The sequence below is a fragment of the Streptomyces sp. WZ-12 genome, from assembly GCF_028898845.1.
Classification (GTDB): domain Bacteria; phylum Actinomycetota; class Actinomycetes; order Streptomycetales; family Streptomycetaceae; genus Streptomyces.
The window spans coordinates 151,217-168,543 of the sequence record NZ_CP118575.1 but is presented as its reverse complement, the minus strand read 5'-3'; the positions used below and the strand labels follow the sequence as shown (position 1 = coordinate 168,543).

The following is a 17,327-nucleotide window of genomic DNA, read 5'->3' as shown; positions in this document are numbered from 1 at the left end:
GTTGATCAGTTTGGTTGGTTGGTCGGTCGGGTTCGCTGGGCGGCTGTTATAGCGGCATAGGGGTGTGGGCAGGGCGATGAACCTTCTCGGGGGGCGAGACGTCATGGTCCATCATGGATGGTCGAGTTGCCTGGTCTGCGGCGTTGGTGAAACGAGACGCGGCTCCGGATGATCAAGGTGTCGAAGCCGTTGATCACGTACCGGAGCCGCGTTCGCATGTCATCTTCCCTGATCTCTGCCGTCACCCGCCACCATGACCAGTTGCCGGACAGCGGCACGTACGACGCCTGGCGCCTGGCCGATCTGGCCGGCTTCCTCGACCAGTTGCCCGACCCGCGCTGTCGGCGCGGACGGCGCTACTCCCTCGGCGCCCTGCTGACCCTGTGCACGCTCGCCGTTCTTGCCGGGGCCACCGGCTGGGCCACCATCACCCGCTTCGCCATCGGCCTGTCCCTCGCGGACCGGCAGCGCATCGGCCTGGCGCGCGGCGTCCCCCGCGCGATCACACTGGCCCGGCTGCTGCGTCGGCTGGACGCCGACCTGCTCGATGACGCCCTCGGCGCCTGGGTCCAGCTCCAGCACGCCGATCCGCTCGCCACCCCGCAGGGCACCGGCCCACGCAAGAGAGGGGCCGTCGCGGTGGACGGCAAGACGGTCCGCGGCTCACGCACCCGCGATCAGCGCACCGTCCACCTACTGGCCGCCTGCCTGCACGGCACCCGTGCCGTGATCGCCCAGCGCCAGGTCGAGACCAAGAGCAACGAAATCACCGCCTTCCAGCCCCTGCTGGCAGAGCTCGATCTGACCGACACGGTGGTCACCTTCGACGCCCTGCTCACCCAGCACGACCACGCCCGCTTCCTGGTCGAGGAGAAGAACGCGCACTACATCGCCCTGATCAAGGCCAACCACCCCACGCTGCACGCCCGGTTGAAGCAGCTGCCCTGGAAGGAGGTCCCGCTGATGGGCTACACCCGCGCCACCGCGCACGGCCGTGACGAGATCCGCAGGATCAAGGCAGTCACCGTTCCCGACCTGCCCTTTCCCCACGCGGCTCAGGCCCTGCAGATCGTGCGCCGCCGCCGCGTACTGTCCACCGGCAAACTCACCCTCGAACGCGTCTACGCGCTCACCGACCTGACCATGCACCAGGCCACCGTCCCCCACCTCGGCGAACACGTCCGCGAGCACTGGGGCGTGGAAGCCCTGCACCACGTGAGAGACGTGACCCTGCGCGAGGACGCCTCAAAGATCCGCATTGGCAACGCGCCCCGCGTCATGGCCGCCCTGCGCAACACCGCCCTCGCCCTGGCCGAGCTCGCCGGCTGGCACAACCATGCCGCCGCCGTTGATCACTACCGGTCACACCCCGACCACGCGCTCGACCTCATCAAGCCCGTCCTCTGAGAAAGATCGCGCCCTGAGGGCGCCGGGCCCCCTGAGAGGCCGTTGGGGGAGATATGCCCGAAGGGCGCCCCCATGGGGGCGCGCTTCGGGCATATCTCCCCCAACGGCCACGTCGACCTGACCGGCACCTGGGTGACCCTGGACGCGCTCCATACACAGACCGAGACCGCAAAGTTCCTGGTCGAGGCCAAGAAGGCGCACTTCATCATGACCGTGAAGGCCAACCAGCCGACACTGTATGCGGCGTGCCGGAGTCTGCCGCGGGAGAGGGCGACGGTCCGGCACAGCGAGCGGAATCGAGGGCACGGGCGACTGGAGCGGGGTCTCTCACCGTACTGTCGACCGACGACCTGGACTTTCCCCACCTCGCACAAGTGGCACGGATCTACCGCACTCGTACCGACCTCGCCACGGACAAACAGACCCGAGAGACCATCTACGTGATCACGGACCTGACGCCCAGGCAGGCAAACCACATCAACTCGCCACCGCCATGCGGGAGCACTGGGCGATCGAAAACAAGATCCACCTTGTTCGAGGCGAAGTGTGGCAGGAAGACCGTTCCCGCATCCGGACGGGCCACGGGCCGGAAACCATGGCCACGCTCCGCAACATAGCGATGAACCTCCTGCGGACAAACGGGGCCACCAACATCGCCCAGGCGGTCCGTGAGCAGTCCTACCACCCCTTCACCGCACCCCTGGACCTCCTCGGACTACCCACCCCGACCTCCGGAAACGCTCAGTAATTAACTTCTTGCGTCAGCCCTGACGCCGATGTTGAGGGGCCTCGCGTTTTCCGGACAGTCGTCTGGCGGTCTATTTCACGCGGCTATTCGCAGCTTCTGGTGCTCGGCGTGGACTTCGCGGGGAGGGTGGTACCCCACTGCCGAGTGAAGGCGCTTGCGATTGTACCAGAATTCTATGTATCGAGTGATGTCCTGTCGTGCGGCCTCGCGGGTCAAGTACGTGACGCGCGATACGCGTTCGTTCTTGAGGACTCCGAAGAATGATTCGGCCATCGCGTTGTCGAAACAGATCCCCGTGCGCCCGGCGGACTTTCGGAGTTGAAGCTTCTTGAGGACATCTGCGAACTCGGTGGACATGTAGTTGGACGGTCGCGCCATTCGTAGTAGCCGGATCTGCAAACGCCGAGTCTGCTGCACATGAACTCGACGCTGTAGACGTACTCCGCCGTATCAAGTCGCATCTCATCGATGAACTCGTACTTGCTCGCTACCGGGGATCCTTCGCGAAGTACGCTGCGGCTTTTTTCAGGAAGGCGTTCTCCATCTCGAGCTCGTGGTTGCGCCGTTCCAGCTCTTTCAGTCGCGCACGCTCACTGACGGGCAGGCCGGCATCGGCGGGCAACTCATTCCGCTTCTGGTGCTTCTTCACCCAGCCACGGAGCGTCTCCGGATTCATCTCGAGTTCCCGGCCGACCTCGGTGACCGTCTTGCTCGAACTCAAGGCAATCCGGACGGCTTCCTCACGGAACTCCGGGGAGTACTTTCTCGGTGCCACTGCTTGTTCCTCGTTCCCTGTTCCAGGCGATCCTATTGGACGCCTGTCCGGAAACCTCGAGGCACCTCAAGTGTCTCAAAACCTCCTGGATCGAGATCAGGTCGAGCCCGTTCAGATAGAGCTGAGACGCGCAGAAATGCCGCAGGACATGCGGCGTCAGCTTGTCGGTCCAGCTCGGCAGGTGGAGCTTGGTGGCCTCCGCGAGTCCGTTGCGCAGGGCATCGTCACCGACCCGCCGTGAGGAGCCGTCGGCGTTCTTGCGCTCTGAGGGCAGCAGCGGGGCACCGGGGCGGGTGTGGTCGTCGCCGAACTGGCCCCACACATCCTCGATGAACCACCGCAGGGTCCGGCCCGCACCGTTGATCAGCGGCACCATCCGCTCGCGTGGGCCCGATCCGCGCTTGCCCTTGCCATAGCGGATATGGAGCTTGCCGAACCGCCCGAGGTTCCACTTGATGTCGTCCAGGTCGAGCCTGCGGGCCTCGTTCACCCGCAGACCCACCTCGGACATCAGCTTCGAGGCGGTGTAATTCCTGGCCATCGGGGCGAACTTCCGGCAGGTGGCCAGCTCGCCGGCCCAGCCAGTGAACAGCTGCCCGACCTCCGGCTCCAGCGGCGGGATCCGCAGTTGGGCGTCCTTCGCCCCGCGCGGCCGGTCATCCGGTGCAGTTCGACCTTGTGCCGCAGCTCCAGGAACGTGAAGTACGTGGTCAGCGCCTGCGACCGGGCAAGCCGGGTGCCGCTGGGCGAGTTCCGCAGCACCTTCCCGAAGTACGGGTCCGCGTCGGCGGGCTCCATGTCCCACAGCGGCCGGCCGAACCACGTCCGCACCTGTTCCAGGTGACCGACGTCTCCGCGGATGGTGCCGTCCGTCAGCCCGGCCGACGCCCGCGCGAGCACGAAGTGCCGGCCAGCGCGTCGGTCTCGAACTGCTCCAGCTCCTCCGCCGAGACCGGAGCCCGCACATCGCGGAGGTCCCTCACGACCGCCAGCGCCGCCAACCCGAGCCCCCTCACCTTCACCCCGACCGCAGATCGATCGGACGAGATGAGAACGCTTCAAGAATCCCGAAGTTACGTCACCCGGTGGGAGAGCACACGAAGGAGGAAGAACCCCCTGGCTACAGGACTGGGGACTCGGCAGGGCTCAGGGGAACTCACGGGATGTCGCACATTCCGGTCTGCTCACGTACACTCGAACACCATCCGCACAGCCCGCTCACGGAGCTCGTCCGGGTACTTCCTCTTCGCTGGCATAGGTCCCAATCCTCCAGGATTCGAACCCTACGGGGCATTTCAGCCCCACCGACCTAACCAGTTACCCGGAAACTTCGGGGCGCCTCAACCCCCGCTGGCAAGGCCATTTCACCCTCCCGGCACAGGATGAAAGAGCTTCAATAAAGCCACTCCGGGTGAAGCATGGCCCAGTCAACGGTGCGTTTGAGTGACTCGTCCAGAGACAGCGGAGCAGTCCAGCCAGCATCGGCGATCTTCGACGCATCTAGGGCATAGCGCAGATCGTGGCCAGGGCGGCTTGAGTGAAAATCGACGAGATTCAGAAGCGGGTCCTCAACGCCCATGAGGCGAGCAAGCGTACGCACCATTTCGATGTTATCGACTTCTCGCTCTCCGGCGATATGAAACCGGCTGAGCAGATCATGATCATCGTACTTTTGCGGTCGATGATTTCGAGCGAGCCACAACCAGGCATCGGCGAGATTCTGAGCGTGGAGGTAGCACCGGGAGCCAGGCTGGCCGCTAGGCGAAACGTGCACAGTAACAGCCTGGCCACGCAAAATGGCTCCAATAGTCTTGGGTACGAACTTTTCCGAGTCTTGCTGCTCCCCTAAAAGATTCATCGTATTGGTAATGATGACAGGAATGCCATAGGTGCGCCAATATGAGAAGCAAATAGCTTCTTGGGCGGCTTTACTGGCGGAATAAGGATTCGAGGGGGCGATGGCATCCCATTCTCGATGCTTATAGTTGCCAGATGCCGGCCCATACACTTCGTCCGTGGACATATGCAACACCAATTTCGGTTGGGCGCGCAAAGCGAAATCCAGGACGCTAGTCATCAGTCGTATATTATTATCGATAAATGCGCCTGGAGTGCGAATGCTGCGATCAACATGCGACTCTGAGGCGACGTTGAAAATATAGTCGATCTGACCAAAGCGTGCGGCGGTCACAGCGTCGACTGGCGAACAGAGATCAAACCTGACGATATCGACACGATCCCACCAGCTGCCGTCGGTCTCCAAAACTGAGGCGATACGTTGAGGTATACCTTTATGCCGGAATGTCACAGGGCAAGATACGTACCATTCCGTGTTAGCCATAAGGTGACGCAGGATATGTGAGCCCACGAATCCGGCAGCACCAGTCAGCAAGACACGCGCGGTCATTGTAGGACCACCTTCTCCCATAGGGTCGCTAGGCGACTGATGGCATATTGTTCAGCTTGCGCTTTGGCCTCCGCCCCGAGCGCCGTGCGCAGGTCTGAATCATAGATGAGTGCATGTAGGTACTTACGCCAATCGTCGTTACTGCGCACGAGGTACCCGGTAATTCCATGTCGGACAGTGGCCTCGTAAGGCTCGACGGCAGAAGCAACCACAGGAATTCCAAGCGCGCCGCACTCGATGATCTTAAGTGCTGACTTTGAATGGTTGAATGCGTGATGCTTGAGTGGAGCAATGCCAACGTGAAAATCGATTGCGCGCAGGAAATTCTCAGGGTCAGTCGGAGGGGTAAATCTAATCCGTCTTCGCGGAACGTGCATATATGACGCATAGTCAGTCCCGATGCAGTGCAGCTCCGTGGTTACATTACTCAAGAAAAAGTCTCGCAATTGGCTAGCCGCCGACGCAAAATCCATAACGTGTGTAGGACTGCCGCCCCAGCCCACCGTAAGGATGCCGTCTCTTCGTTGAGGCGGATGGCGCTCCAATAGCCAATCAGGGATAGATATGGGCACGACATGAACGTTGGGATTCCATCGACTCGCTCGATCACGAAGAGGGGCAGTGGTTACTGTAACTGCTGCGGAGACTTCGATATTCTGTTGCAAATTACGCCGGATTCTAGGGTTCGTGAAGTACTTGTACGACGGGTTTGAAGTGTCGATATTCCAGAGGTCATCGTCAACTTCATAGATCAACCTACGGCCTTCGGCTGCAAGATGCTGCCATACGGCAGTGGAGTCTGGTCGGCAAACTCGTTGCCCAATAATGATAGTATTCGGGTTTTCCTCTACAATCTTAGGCAGTTGGGTAGAGGCAGCCGTAGCGTAACCGAGAGAGGATAGAGCCTTGAGGGGAAGCCAAACTCGGTAGTAACCGCACCCGGCCCTATCTCCTAGCCAGCCAAATATGCTGGGATTCTTCACAAGATCCACCTTTGGCTAATTTTTCATTTACGGGGCGTGTCAACTTATTGAACGCTTCTCATCCTGCGGCTCGCGGGCGATGACGGGTCCGTGACGTGGCAGGCCTCCTGGTCGTTCCGTTGGCGATCTCACTCATCAACGTCCGGACGCAGGAGTCCTGTTGGTCCCGTATCGTGCCATGCTCGATGTCCCGCACGAGGTCGTTGAGCATGTCTCGTGGCTGATCTACGCCCGAAGGTGTGAGCTGAACTCGAGCTGGCGCAGGCTCGGTTGCTTCCGCCAAGCCCTTCTCGCCCTGGTACACCTACGCAAGAACGAGACGCTCGCCCAGATCGGCGCTGGGTTCGGCGTCTCCACTGCGACCGCCGGCCGGTACCTCACCGAGACCGTCGACGTCCTGGCCGAGCACACGCCGAGCCTGCTGGACGCCCTCCAGGTACTACAGGAGTGCTTCCGTGTCTGTTGGTGGGTTGAGTCGTTGGCCTGTCTGTGGAGATGTTGCGTGATGTGGAGCGGTGGGCGGAGTGGTTCGATGATTTTCTTCGCCACGCTCGGGGCTTGTTGAGTCGGAAGGATCTGCGTGGGAAGGCGCGTGCGTTTGTGAAGGCGCTGCTGGGGCCGGTGGAGCGTAAGAATTCCTGGCACATCGCCGTGCATGCGGGGTATGTGACGCCGGACCGGGTGAAGGATCTGCTGCGGTGCACGAGGTGGGGGGCTGTCCAGCGCGAACACCGTCTACTTGGCTCTGTCTCACTTTCGGTGGTGACGGAGCGTCGTGAGGGGTCGTTGACATTGGTGTGAAGGATGTCAACGAGCTCGTGCAGACTGTGTTTTCGGGCCTGTCCCCGCTGGTCATCGAGGATGTGGTCGACGAAGGTGAGCGGATCGTGGTGCGGGCACGGACTCCGCAGGACACTGCGGTCTGCCCGGTGTGCGGGGCCCCGTCGGAACGCGTACACGGCTATCACTGGCGGACAGTCGTGGACGTGCCGGTCGATGGACGACGGGTAGTGGTCCGCGTGCGGGTGCGGCGCCTGGTGTGTCCCACGCGCGGCTGCCGCCACACCTTCCGTGAACAGGTGCCCGGCGTCCTGGACCGGTACCAGCGGCGTACGACCCGCCTGACCAGGCAAGTCAAGGCAGTGGTCAAGGAGTTGCGGGCCGGGCGGGGACACGGTTGCTGGCGATATTGGCGGTGAGCCTGTCGCGTCACACGGCCCTGCGCGCCCTGCTGCGGATCCCGTTATCCGCCGGGCGGCTGCCCCGCGTGATCGGCGACGACGATTTCGCTCTGCGCCGGCGGGATCGCTATGCCACCGTGATCATCGACGCCGAGACTCACGAGCGGATCGACGTGCTGCCCGGTCGCACGCCCGACACCCTACAGGCGTGGCTGAGCGAGCATCCGGGCATCGAGATCGTGTGCCGTGACGGCTCGGCAACCTATGTTGACGCGATCCGGCGTGCCTGAGGTTCCCCCGTCGTTCGGGAGGCGCTGATCAGCTGGTCAGGAGGGGTTGACGGGGTTTCAGGTTCGCTCGTTCGGCCGTTGCCTGCTCGGCGTAGTACTTCTCCTCGAATTCGATCGGGCTGGGGAAGCCGAGTCGTTCCTGGGTGCGGCGGGAGTTATAGAAGCCGTCTGTGTACTCGAAGAGCGCGAGGTTCGCCTCGGCACGTGTGGCGAAGACGCGGCCGCGCACGCACTCGGTCTTGATCAGCATCCACAGGTTCTCCGCGAGGGCGTTGTCGTGGCTGTCCGCGACGGAGCCCATGGACGCGTCAACTCCTGCCCGCAGCAGGCGAGTTGTGAGCTTGATGGATGTGTACTGACAGCCGTGGTCGGCATGGTGGATGAGCTTGCCGGGCTCGACCTCGCGGGACGCGAGGGCGTACTCCAGCGTGGTCAGGACCAGGACGGCGTCCGCGCGGGCGGAGGTCTCCCAGGCCACCACCCGGCGGGAGAACGCGTCCCGGATCGCCGACAGCCACAGCGGGCCCTCGCCGGTCGAGATCATCGTCAGGTCGGTGCCCCACAGCCGGTTCGGCGCCGGTGCGGTGAAGTCCCGGTTGACCAGGTCCGGGGCGAGTGTGGCCTTCGGATCCCGGCGCGTGAAGCCTGTGCGGCGCGGGCTGATGCCCGCCAGGTCGGCCTCGCGCATCAGGCGCTCGACCCGCTTGCGGTCCACGCGTGTGCCCTCGCGTTTCAGCACGGCATGCACGCGCGGAGAGCCGTAGATCCCGCCGGACTCGGTGTGGATCTCCTTGATCCGCTCGGTCAGCTCGACGTCGCGACGCCGCCGCTCGCACGGCTGCTTCTCGGCGCGGCGCCAGCGGTAGTAGGTGGAGGAGGCGATGTGCAGTTCCCGCAGGACGCACTCGGAGTACGAGGAAAAGTACTACGCCGAGCAGGCAACGACCGAACGAACGAACCTGAACACCCATCAACCCATCCCGACCTGCTGATCAGCACCTCCCGCACAGCGGGGGAAGCTCACTTCGGGTCGGAGGTCCGGTACATCCGCACCGCACGCTCGCGCAACTCCAGCGAGTACTTCCTGGGGGCAGCCATGGTCGATGTTCCTCTCATGAGAACCATCTGACCCTCTGTCACCATCCTCCGCATCTCGGGGGAACCTCCCTGTCCGCCCGTGGCCTGACACATGGGGAGATCTCCGCCCATCTCGCAGAGGTCTACGGCGCCAGGGCTCTGGCAAAGTCGTTGATCATGCAGCCAGGAGAAGGCTGATGGGGCGGTCGGTGTGGCGGGCGTGGTGTCGTAAGGCGGCGGCGATGTTGTGGTGGCCGTCGAGGCGTAGGAGGGTGATCGCGGTGTTGCCGACGCTCGCCATGACGCGGGGTGCGTTGCCGGTACGGACCTGGGAGCGGTCCTCGTCGTAGGTGACGTCGCGGACCCAGTGGAGGCGGTTCTCTATCTCCCAGTGCGACTGTACCCATGTGGCCAGGAGCTCCGGGGGCGCGGTGCGGGCATCCGCGCTGGTGATCAAGTGGACGATCTCGACCGTCCGTCTCCCCTTCCTGGTGATGGTGCGCCGCAGCTGCGCGACCTGTGTGGCCGAGGTGAAATCGATCCAGGCCGGTACGTCGACGGCTTTGACCGTGCGTGTGGCCCGGCGTCCGTGTCCGTGATCCGTCCTGGTCACAGCAGGTATCCGGCCCCAGGGCAGGGCCTTGAGCCATGTATACAACGACTTCTGATTGGCCTTCACGGTCAGGACGTAGTCGGCGCCGGCCTCGGTCACGAGCGCCGCGGTGGCGTGCTGGGTATGCAGCGCATCCAGCGTGACCACCGCTCTGTCCACATCGAGGACCTCCAGCAGGTTCCGGGCCGCGGGGAGCTCGTTGCTCTTCTCACGCACGGCGACCTGGCCGAGCACCGCTCCCCGACCCATGCGCGAGCGCGGCGACCAGGTGCGGGGCCACTGCATCACCGCCGCCCGCGCCCCGGACGGTCTTGCCGTCGATCGCGATCACCCGCCGTCCTGCGACCAGCGCGCACCGCGTGGCCGCCCAGGCCCCCAGAAGCATGTCGACACGGTCCGCGTCCAGCCTCGTGAACAGGCGTCGCAGCGTCGACTCGTCCACCGAACCCCGCTGCAGCCCCAGCCGTGCCAAGGCCGCCGCCCCGGCGTCCCCGGCCCACTCTCCGATCGCCGTGAAACCCCGCGCCCCGGCCATCACCGCGCACACCGCGACCGCAATCAGAGCCCCCACCGGATGACGAACTCCGCGCCGCCGGCGCGGATCAGGTATCCGCCCCAGCACCTCGACGAGGAACTCATGATCCGGGACGGACGTGCGAACAGGCGCGGGGATGCGAGACGATGACATGGCGCGGGCGTTGTTCCCTGGTCGGAAAGAAGGCGTAGGAACCTCCATCCAACCGGACCGGAACACGCCCGCGCACCCACATCCACCCACAAAACCCCACGTCACAGGACTACCGAACAACTTTGCCGGGGCCCTGGAACATGACCAGATCATCAAACACACCGTCAAAGATCAGCACACGCCCAAATAGGCAATTGAATAGTTCTATCTCGATAATGTCAATCCCCAGCGAGACACTCTTCTTCCGGCAGTTCGATGCGTAACCGCTTTAGACATCGACGCAGGATGCGCGAAACGTGCGATTGAGATATGGATAATTTGTTGCCAATCTGAGACTGGGTCATCTCTAGTCCAAATCGCATCCATAAGACGGCCTGTTCCCGTTTGTCAAATCGTGAGAGAATCGGCTTGAGGATGTGAGCGAGTTCAATGACATTGAATTGCGAGTCGCTGTCGCACGAAGGTTCGAGAAGTCCGACCTCGTCCACAGAGGTAAGTCTGTCAAGTGGAACGGTGTGGTAGGCGTTTGTGGCCCGTCGAACTTCCAGGAGTTCTTCACTGGTGACCTTTAGGCGATCGATCAGTTCCGCAGTTGTTGGTGCGCGATTTAATTGGCTCGTAAGTTCGTCAGTAGCATGAGTAAGGGCGCCTCGCAGTTCTCGCAGGCGACGGGGTACCTGGACACGCCATGAGGTGTCACGAAAGGAACGTCGAATCTCGCCGAGTACATAGGGAAAGGCCAAGCTTCGGAACTCGGCTTCGCGTAATGGATCGTAGCGATCTACCGCTTTAATTAGCCCGACCGAACCAGCTTGGATAATATCTCGCATATCTTGATCGTGCCCGTAGAATCTTCTAGCCACCTGCTCAACGATAGGTAGATTGAGCTCTATTAATAAGTTTCGTACGTGTAAATACTCGTCCGAGCCTACTTCGGTTTCCGCTAGGCGATTAAAGAGTCGCCGCATCATGTCGTTCGTGCCGCCCAGTCGCCCTGCATTTGAATCACCGGCAGACCCCAGCAAGGTGCGCGATAAGGGACGCCAATCTGGTGGCACCGAATGGCTGATGCGATAGTTGTCCACGGCATTGGGGTTAGTGTCCATAATGGTCTCCTGTACGGTACTGATCTTTGACGGCGCGTTTGATGATCTGACCTTGTTCGGCATACCGTGTGTATGGGGATTCTAACTCGCAGGCGGTTGGGGGCAGTTGAGGTCGAGCGGCGGCGTATGCGGGCAGCTGATTTATTCGAACAAGGGATACGGCAGAGCGGTGTTGATTGCCACTCAGGATGGTGATGTTGAGGGGCGGAGGGTGCCGCTCCGGATTAGCATGGGCATTTGATCGTTGCAGGTGGGTTGATCTTCGGGGTGCTGAGGGGCACGGTGACCATGAGCCCTTTCCAACCTGACGTTCCAGTCCGGCAGTTGGGCTGACAACATGGTGAGGCCCCTGGTAGATGGGTTTTCGACCAAGAGAACCGTCTCCACCAGAGGCTTCACGTGCTTGTTTACCCGTCGGGCGTCGACGTATCCAGCTCTGCCCTGCGCTTCCTCACCCAGCAGTTGCGACGGCATCGCCACGAAATCGGCTCGCGTTGGCGGCGCCTGAGCGCTGGCCGCCAGGCCCTGCTCACGCTCGCCCACCTGAAAGTGTGAGGTTCCCCCGTCGTTCGGGAGGCGCTGATCAGCTGGTCAGGAGGGGTTGATGGGTGTTCAGGTTCGTTCGTTCGGTCGTTGCCTGCTCGGCGTAGTACTTCTCCTCGAATTCGATCGGGCTGAGGAAGCCGAGTCGTTCCTGGGTGCGGCGGGGGTTGTTACTGACTTCGGCTCGTCAGGGTGATCTTTGGCGAAGTCGCTGGTGAGGCGGGCGCGTTGTCTGTATCTCGTGGTGTGTGAGATATGCAGATGGGGGCGGGCTTACCGCTGCGGGACGTCAGCGTCGCGAGGCTGTACGGATGCAGGCGGTCGAGCTGTTCGAGCAGAAGATCAAGCCGCCGGAGGTCGCACGGCGGCTGCGGGTGAGCGTGAAGTCGGCCTATCAGTGGCAGCAGCTGTGGCGTCAGGGCGGCGCCGATGCGCTTGGTTCACGAGGGCCCGGTGGCGGCCGGTGCCGGCTGTCGCCACGCTGCCTGGCGAAACTCGCCGTGTATCTCGACCAGGGTCCGGCCGCGCACGGGTGGGTGGAGGACCAGGTGTGGACCGCGGCGCGAGTGGTCACGCTGATCGGCAGGAAGTTCCACGTCTCCTACAGCGTCTCGGGTGCCACCCGGTTGATGCACCGGCTCGGCTTCTCCCCGCAGGTTCCCGCGCGGCGGGTGGCCGAGCGCGACGAGCAGGCCGTGAAGGTGTGGAAGGAGGCGACCTGGGCGGAGGTAAAAGAGCCCGGGCGGCCTGCGGGGGCTACCTCTGCTTCGAGGACGAAGCCGGGTTCACCCGCAAGCCGCCCAGGGGACGCACCTGGGGCCGGCGCGGTGTGACGCCGGTTGTGACGGTCAGCGGACGACGATCGGGACGCCTGTCGGTGGCCGGGCTGGTCGCCATGCGGCCCGGCTCGCGGACCCGCCTGTGCCACCGGCTGATCGCCCACCCGGCGGGCAAGGGTAAGCGCCGCAGCATGAGCGAGCGCGACTTCATCGCGCTGATCGACGGCGCCCATCAGCTCGTCAAGGCACCGATCGTCCTGGTGTGGGACCGGCTGAACACGCATGTCTCCCGCAGGATGCGGAAGTTGATCGACGAACGGGAATGGCTGACGGTATTCCTGCTGCCGGCCTACTCACCCGATCTGAACCCGGTCGAGTGGGTGTGGGCACACGTCAAACGCAGCCTGGCCAACCTCGCCGTCGTGGCCCTGGACCGCCTCGAGGCACTCGTCCGCAACCGGCTCAAGCGCCTCCAGTACCGGCCCGACACCCTCGACGGCTTCATCGCCGGAACCGGCCTCACCCTCGATGACCCAACATCACCCTGACGAGCCGAGGTCAGTATAGAAGCCGTCTGTGTACTCGAAGAGCGCGAGGTTCGCCTCGGCACGTGTGGCGAAGACGCGGCCGCGCACGCACTCGGTCTTGATCAGCATCCACAGGTTCTCCGCGAGGGCGTTGTCGTGGCTGTCCCCGACGGAGCCCATGGACGCGTCAACTCCTGCCCGCAGCAGGCGAGTTGGGAGCTTGATGGATGTGTACTGACAGCCGTGGTCGGCATGGTGGATGAGCTTGCCGGGCTCGACCTCGCGGGACGCGAGGGCGTACTCCAGCGTGGTCAGGACCAGGTCGGCGTCCGCGCGGGCGGAGGTCTCCCAGGCCACCACCCCGCGGGAGAACGCGTCCCGGATCGCCGACAGCCACAGCGGGCCCTCGCCGGTCGAGATCATCGTCAGGTCGGTGACCCACAGCCGGTTCGGCGCCGGTGCGGTGAAGTCCCGGTTGACCAGGTCCGGGGCGAGTGTGGCCTTCGGATCCCGGCGCGGGAAGCCTGTGCGGCGCGGGCTGATGCCCGCCAGGTCGGCCTCGCGCATCAGGCGCTCGTCCCGCTTGCGGCCCACGCGTGTGCCCTCGCGTTTCAGCACGGCATGCACGCGCGGAGAGCCGTAGATCCCGCCGGACTCGGTGTGGATCTCCTTGATCCGCTCGGTCAGCTCGACGTCGCGACGCCGCCGCTCGCACGGCTGCTTCTCGGCGCGGCGCCAGCGGTAGTAGGTGGAGGAGGCGATGTGCAGTTCCCGCAGGACGCACTCCACTCCCAGGTCAGGGTGCTCGTCGAGGAGCCCCGTCACCTGGGCCGGGTCGGGTCGAGTTGCGCCGCGAAAAAAGCCGAGGCCGTCCGCAGAACTTCGTTCGCGCGCTTGAGCTGGGCGTTCTCCTTGCGAAGCGCGGCGAGTTCGTCGCGTTCGTCGCTGGTCAGCCGGTCGTCCCGCTCGCCGGCATCGGCCTCGGCCTGCCGGATCCAGCCGCGCAGGGCCTCGGGATGCACGCCGAGCTCGATAGCCAGTCGCTTGATCTGGGGCTTCGGGTCGGAGGTCCGGTACATCCGCACCGCACGCTCGCGCAACTCCAGCGAGTACTTCCTGGGGGCAGCCATGGTCGACGTTCCTCTCATGAGAACCATCTGACCCTCTGTCACCATCCTCCGCATCTCGGGGGAACCTCACGTCCCAACATCAATCGCAGGTCAACCCGTTAGATGAGACCCTGCCGTATGACATAGGAAACGATGTGGGTTCGATTACGCAAACCGAATCGTGTCTGCAGAGAATTAAGGACACCCTTCACGGTGCGCTCTGAATAGCCGACGTGTCGGGCTATCTCTCGGGTAGAGCATCCGTCGGCAGCATGTTCTAAAATGCGACTTTCACGTTCAGTCAGTCCTGTCATGGTCAGCCCGTTGGGGTGCAAGACTTGCTGCTGTAAATCGGCAACACGGTTTAGCAGTTGATGAAGGAGGTCACCAGGAAGACACGCTTCACCCTCAGCCACCTGAGTTAACATCGCGATTACGCGTTCCGGAGTAGCTTGCCTGCGGTAGAGTAATGCCGATACTCGGCACTCGATTACTCGCGGGATCTCTGACTCGCTAATCCTGCTTATGAGTAATGCGGTGCGCGTCGGCGGGGTATGCCGCAAGCGCCGGAGTTGGATTACAGTTGCATTGTCAAATTCTTCGCTCACTACCAAGGCAACCTGTGCTTGAGAGTCGTCACTTTCACATAATATTTGAATTTCAGGATGCGGCCTCAGTTGACTGACGACCCCCGATTCGAGGATTGGATCTGCTGCGTAAATCCGGACGGGTATGCGATGTTTGGTGTGCGCAAAAGTCGGCCAGATATCATCACCATTCAAGGGAGTTACTTCCTCTCCTCTTTGCATAATACCCTCCGAAGTTTCATTTCGCATCGGGCGTTATTTGTGATTATTTCGCAAAAGTGTAGGGGGGGCGAAGGTGGCCTGGGTCGCCTGTTCTAAGCTTGTTTTTTGAGACCCAGTCTCGAACGTGCCTCGAACTTTAGCAGCGTTTTCGCAGTTCAGAGGAAATGGGGGCGGCCTTCGTCTGATCCTTTGCTTCGTCACAAGGCACAGGAAGAGCACGAAGGCCGTAGTCATGAGTGTGGGGGATCAGCACGTCCTGCGGGATGCGTTCGCGGAACTGTCATGCTTCCGGACGGAGTTGTACACGTGTCTGACCGCGTGGGGCGACGCGTTGTTCGAGTTGTGCGACGCCATGCTGTGCACCGACGGCCCCGTCAGATCGCTCGTCGAGCTTGCGCTGGCCCCTGAACACCGCCGTGGTCATGGCTCGCTGTACGGCGGGCTCAATGGCGGCTGCCTCGACGTCGCCCGGCTCCGTCGGGCTCTGGCCGGGCTGCCATTGCCGCGGGCGGCGGATGGCCGCCTGGTCCTGGCGGTGGATGTCTCGCCGTGGTTGCGGCCGGATGCGGGGACCTGCCCGGACCGCTCGTTTTGCCACACCTACGGACGCGGCGAGGCCAAGCACCAGATGATGCCCGGCTGGCCCTACTCGATCGTGGCGGCCCTGGAGACGGGTCGGACCTCCTGGACGGCGATTCTTGACGCCGTCCGCCTGGAACCCGGTGCTGACCTCGCCGCCATCACCACCGCCCAGGTCCGGGAGGTGGTCCAGCGACTGATCGCCGCCGGCCAGTGGCAGGAGGGCGACCCGGAGATCCTGGTGGTCTTGGACGCCGGTTACGACGCACCCCGCATCGCACATCTCCTGGCGGACCTGCCGGTTCAGATCCTCGGCCGGCTCCGCTCAGATCGGGTGATGCGGCGGCCGACGCCTCCCCGGATCTACGACCCCAAAGGCGGCCGACCGCCCAAGCACGGCGGTGAGTTCGTCTTCGGCGACCCGGCCACTGAGGTGCCTCGAGGTTTCCGGACAGGCGTCCAATAGGATCGCCTGGAACAGGGAACGAGGAACAAGCAGTGGCACCGAGAAAGTACTCCCCGGAGTTCCGTGAGGAAGCCGTCCGGATTGCCTTGAGTTCGAGCAAGACGGTCACCGAGGTCGGCCGGGAACTCGAGATGAATCCGGAGACGCTCCGTGGCTGGATGAAGAAACACCAGAAGCGGAATGAGTTGCCCGCCGATGCCGGCCTGCCCGTCAGTGAGCGTGCGCGACTGAAAGAGCTGGAACGGCGCAACCACGAGCTCGAGATGGAGAACGCCTTCCTGAAAAAAGCCGCAGCGTACTTCGCGAAGGATCCCCGGTAGCGAGCAAGTACGAGTTCATCGATGAGATGCGACTTGATACGGCGGAGTACGTCTACAGCGTCGAGTTCATGTGCAGCAGACTCGGCGTTTCCAGATCCGGCTACTACGAATGGCGCGACCGTCCAGAATCCGCAACAGCCAAGCGGCGCGAGGAACTGAAAATGCTCATCAAGAAGGCATTCGAGGAATCCGACAGCACCTATGGCTACCGGCGCGTCCACGCCCAGCTGGCCCGCTGGGGCCGCGCCGTCGGCCCGGAGCTGGTCCGCCGCCTCATGCGCGAGATGGGCCTGGAACCCTGCCAGCCGAGGCCGAATCGTTTCGGCCTCACCCAAGCCACGGCCAGCCTGGTGCCAGACCTTGTCGGCCGCGACTTCACCGCCGACACACCCGGCGAAAAACTTGTCGGCGACATCACCTACATACCGACGACAGAGGGCTGGCTTTATCTCGCGACCATTATCGACTGCTGCAGCAAGGAAGTTATCGGCTACGCAATGGATGACCACTACCGGACGCCGCTCATCGTCCGGGCTATCCGTAACGCGGCACGAAACCGCAAGCTCACCAAGGGCGCGATATTTCATAGCGATCGCGGCAGCAACTCCATGTCCACCGAGTTCGCAGATGTCCTCAAGAAGCTTCAACTCCGAAAGTCCGCCGGGCGCACGGGGATCTGTTTCGACAACGCGATGGCCGAATCATTCTTCGGAGTCCTCAAGAACGAACGCGTATCGCGCGTCACGTACTTGACCCGCGAGGCCGCACGACAGGACATCACTCGATACATAGAATTCTGGTACAATCGCAAGCGCCTTCACTCGGCAGTGGGGTACCACCCTCCCCGCGAAGTCCACGCCGAGCACCAGAAGCTGCGAATAGCCGCGTGAAATAGACCGCCAGACGACTGTCCGGAAAAC

15 protein-coding genes and 5 pseudogenes are annotated in these 17,327 nt (G+C 62.9%); 8 read left to right on the top strand and 12 right to left on the bottom strand.

Annotation, left to right across the window (positions count from 1 at the left end):
- The first annotated feature begins 216 nt into the window (after positions 1–216).
- Positions 217–1,407, top strand: a complete 1,191-nt coding sequence (locus tag PV796_RS40885; RefSeq protein WP_274919534.1) for an ISAs1 family transposase — start codon at positions 217–219, stop codon at positions 1,405–1,407.
- Between the two features lie 238 nt (positions 1,408–1,645).
- Positions 1,646–2,155, top strand: coding sequence for a transposase (locus tag PV796_RS40880; RefSeq protein ID WP_274919533.1), 510 nt, complete (start codon positions 1,646–1,648; stop codon positions 2,153–2,155).
- A 75-nt stretch (positions 2,156–2,230) separates the two neighbouring features.
- Here the strand turns inward: PV796_RS40880 and PV796_RS40875 are convergent, their stop codons facing one another.
- From PV796_RS40875 to PV796_RS42555, 5 genes and pseudogenes are all read right to left on the bottom strand, one after another.
- Positions 2,231–2,512 carry an IS3 family transposase gene (locus PV796_RS40875; RefSeq protein WP_274919532.1) on the bottom strand — a complete coding sequence of 94 codons (282 nt, stop codon included), beginning with the start codon at positions 2,510–2,512 and terminating at the stop codon, positions 2,231–2,233.
- A gap of 130 nt (positions 2,513–2,642) precedes the next feature.
- A complete protein-coding gene (locus PV796_RS40870) occupies positions 2,643–2,930 on the bottom strand; it encodes a transposase (RefSeq protein WP_274919531.1) in 288 nt (95 codons plus the stop codon).
- A pseudogene (locus PV796_RS40865) lies at positions 2,896–3,931 on the bottom strand (tyrosine-type recombinase/integrase). Before PV796_RS40865 ends, PV796_RS40870 begins: the two are co-directional and overlap by 35 nt.
- A 392-nt stretch (positions 3,932–4,323) precedes the next feature.
- Positions 4,324–5,337 carry a dTDP-glucose 4,6-dehydratase gene (locus tag PV796_RS40860; RefSeq protein WP_274919530.1) on the bottom strand — a complete coding sequence of 338 codons (1,014 nt, stop codon included), beginning with the start codon at positions 5,335–5,337 and terminating at the stop codon, positions 4,324–4,326.
- Positions 5,334–5,810 carry a glycosyltransferase gene (locus tag PV796_RS42555; protein WP_446750735.1) on the bottom strand — a complete coding sequence of 159 codons (477 nt, stop codon included), beginning with the start codon at positions 5,808–5,810 and terminating at the stop codon, positions 5,334–5,336. The genes PV796_RS40860 and PV796_RS42555 overlap by 4 nt, the downstream gene beginning before the upstream one ends.
- A 688-nt stretch (positions 5,811–6,498) precedes the next feature.
- Between PV796_RS42555 and PV796_RS40855 the strand changes: the two are divergent.
- Positions 6,499–6,768 (top strand): annotated as a pseudogene (locus PV796_RS40855) (helix-turn-helix domain-containing protein); the annotation flags it as partial.
- A gap of 349 nt (positions 6,769–7,117) precedes the next feature.
- Positions 7,118–7,788 (top strand): annotated as a pseudogene (locus PV796_RS40850) (ISL3 family transposase); the annotation flags it as partial.
- A 31-nt stretch (positions 7,789–7,819) separates the two neighbouring features.
- Here PV796_RS40850 and PV796_RS40845 read toward each other — a convergent pair.
- The 4 genes from PV796_RS40845 to PV796_RS40835 form a co-directional block, all read right to left on the bottom strand.
- Entirely contained in the window at positions 7,820–8,680 is an 861-nt protein-coding gene (locus PV796_RS40845) for an IS3 family transposase (RefSeq protein ID WP_274919666.1), read from the bottom strand.
- A gap of 363 nt (positions 8,681–9,043) precedes the next feature.
- A complete protein-coding gene (locus PV796_RS40840) occupies positions 9,044–9,715 on the bottom strand; it encodes an ISAs1 family transposase (protein WP_342456981.1) in 672 nt (223 codons plus the stop codon).
- Positions 9,690–10,169 carry a transposase family protein gene (locus PV796_RS42115; RefSeq protein ID WP_342456980.1) on the bottom strand — a complete coding sequence of 160 codons (480 nt, stop codon included), beginning with the start codon at positions 10,167–10,169 and terminating at the stop codon, positions 9,690–9,692. The genes PV796_RS40840 and PV796_RS42115 overlap by 26 nt, the downstream gene beginning before the upstream one ends.
- A 218-nt stretch (positions 10,170–10,387) precedes the next feature.
- Entirely contained in the window at positions 10,388–11,275 is an 888-nt protein-coding gene (locus tag PV796_RS40835) for a sigma-70 family RNA polymerase sigma factor (RefSeq protein ID WP_274919529.1), read from the bottom strand.
- Between the two features lie 399 nt (positions 11,276–11,674).
- On the opposite strand from PV796_RS40835, the pseudogene PV796_RS40830 reads away from it, so the two are divergent.
- Positions 11,675–11,824: pseudogene (locus PV796_RS40830) on the top strand (IS5/IS1182 family transposase); the annotation flags it as partial.
- Between the two features lie 242 nt (positions 11,825–12,066).
- Positions 12,067–13,145, top strand: a protein-coding gene (locus PV796_RS42550) for an IS630 family transposase (protein ID WP_446750553.1) whose coding sequence is annotated in 2 segments (ribosomal slippage) — positions 12,067–12,568 and positions 12,568–13,145 — 1,080 coding nt in all. Because the reading frame shifts where the segments join, the coding sequence is not laid out codon by codon here.
- On the opposite strand, the gene PV796_RS40815 is transcribed toward PV796_RS42550, so the two are convergent.
- The 3 genes from PV796_RS40815 to PV796_RS42545 all read right to left on the bottom strand — a co-directional run bounded on the left by PV796_RS40815 (position 13,137) and on the right by PV796_RS42545 (position 14,547).
- On the bottom strand, positions 13,137–13,949 hold the full coding sequence (locus PV796_RS40815) for an IS3 family transposase (RefSeq protein WP_274919528.1): 813 nt from the start codon (positions 13,947–13,949) through the stop codon (positions 13,137–13,139). The genes PV796_RS42550 and PV796_RS40815 overlap by 9 nt on opposite strands.
- Positions 13,946–14,254, bottom strand: coding sequence for a transposase (locus PV796_RS40810; RefSeq protein WP_274919527.1), 309 nt, complete (start codon positions 14,252–14,254; stop codon positions 13,946–13,948). The genes PV796_RS40815 and PV796_RS40810 overlap by 4 nt, the downstream gene beginning before the upstream one ends.
- A gap of 98 nt (positions 14,255–14,352) precedes the next feature.
- A complete protein-coding gene (locus PV796_RS42545) occupies positions 14,353–14,547 on the bottom strand; it encodes a response regulator transcription factor (protein ID WP_446750734.1) in 195 nt (64 codons plus the stop codon).
- Positions 14,548–15,274: 727 nt separating this feature from the next.
- Between PV796_RS42545 and PV796_RS40805 the strand changes: the two are divergent.
- A pseudogene (locus tag PV796_RS40805) lies at positions 15,275–16,051 on the top strand (transposase); the annotation flags it as partial.
- Between the two features lie 32 nt (positions 16,052–16,083).
- Positions 16,084–17,297, top strand: a protein-coding gene (locus PV796_RS40800) for an IS3 family transposase (RefSeq protein ID WP_446750733.1) whose coding sequence is annotated in 2 segments (ribosomal slippage) — positions 16,084–16,381 and positions 16,381–17,297 — 1,215 coding nt in all. Because the reading frame shifts where the segments join, the coding sequence is not laid out codon by codon here.
- Positions 17,298–17,327: the final 30 nt, after the last annotated feature.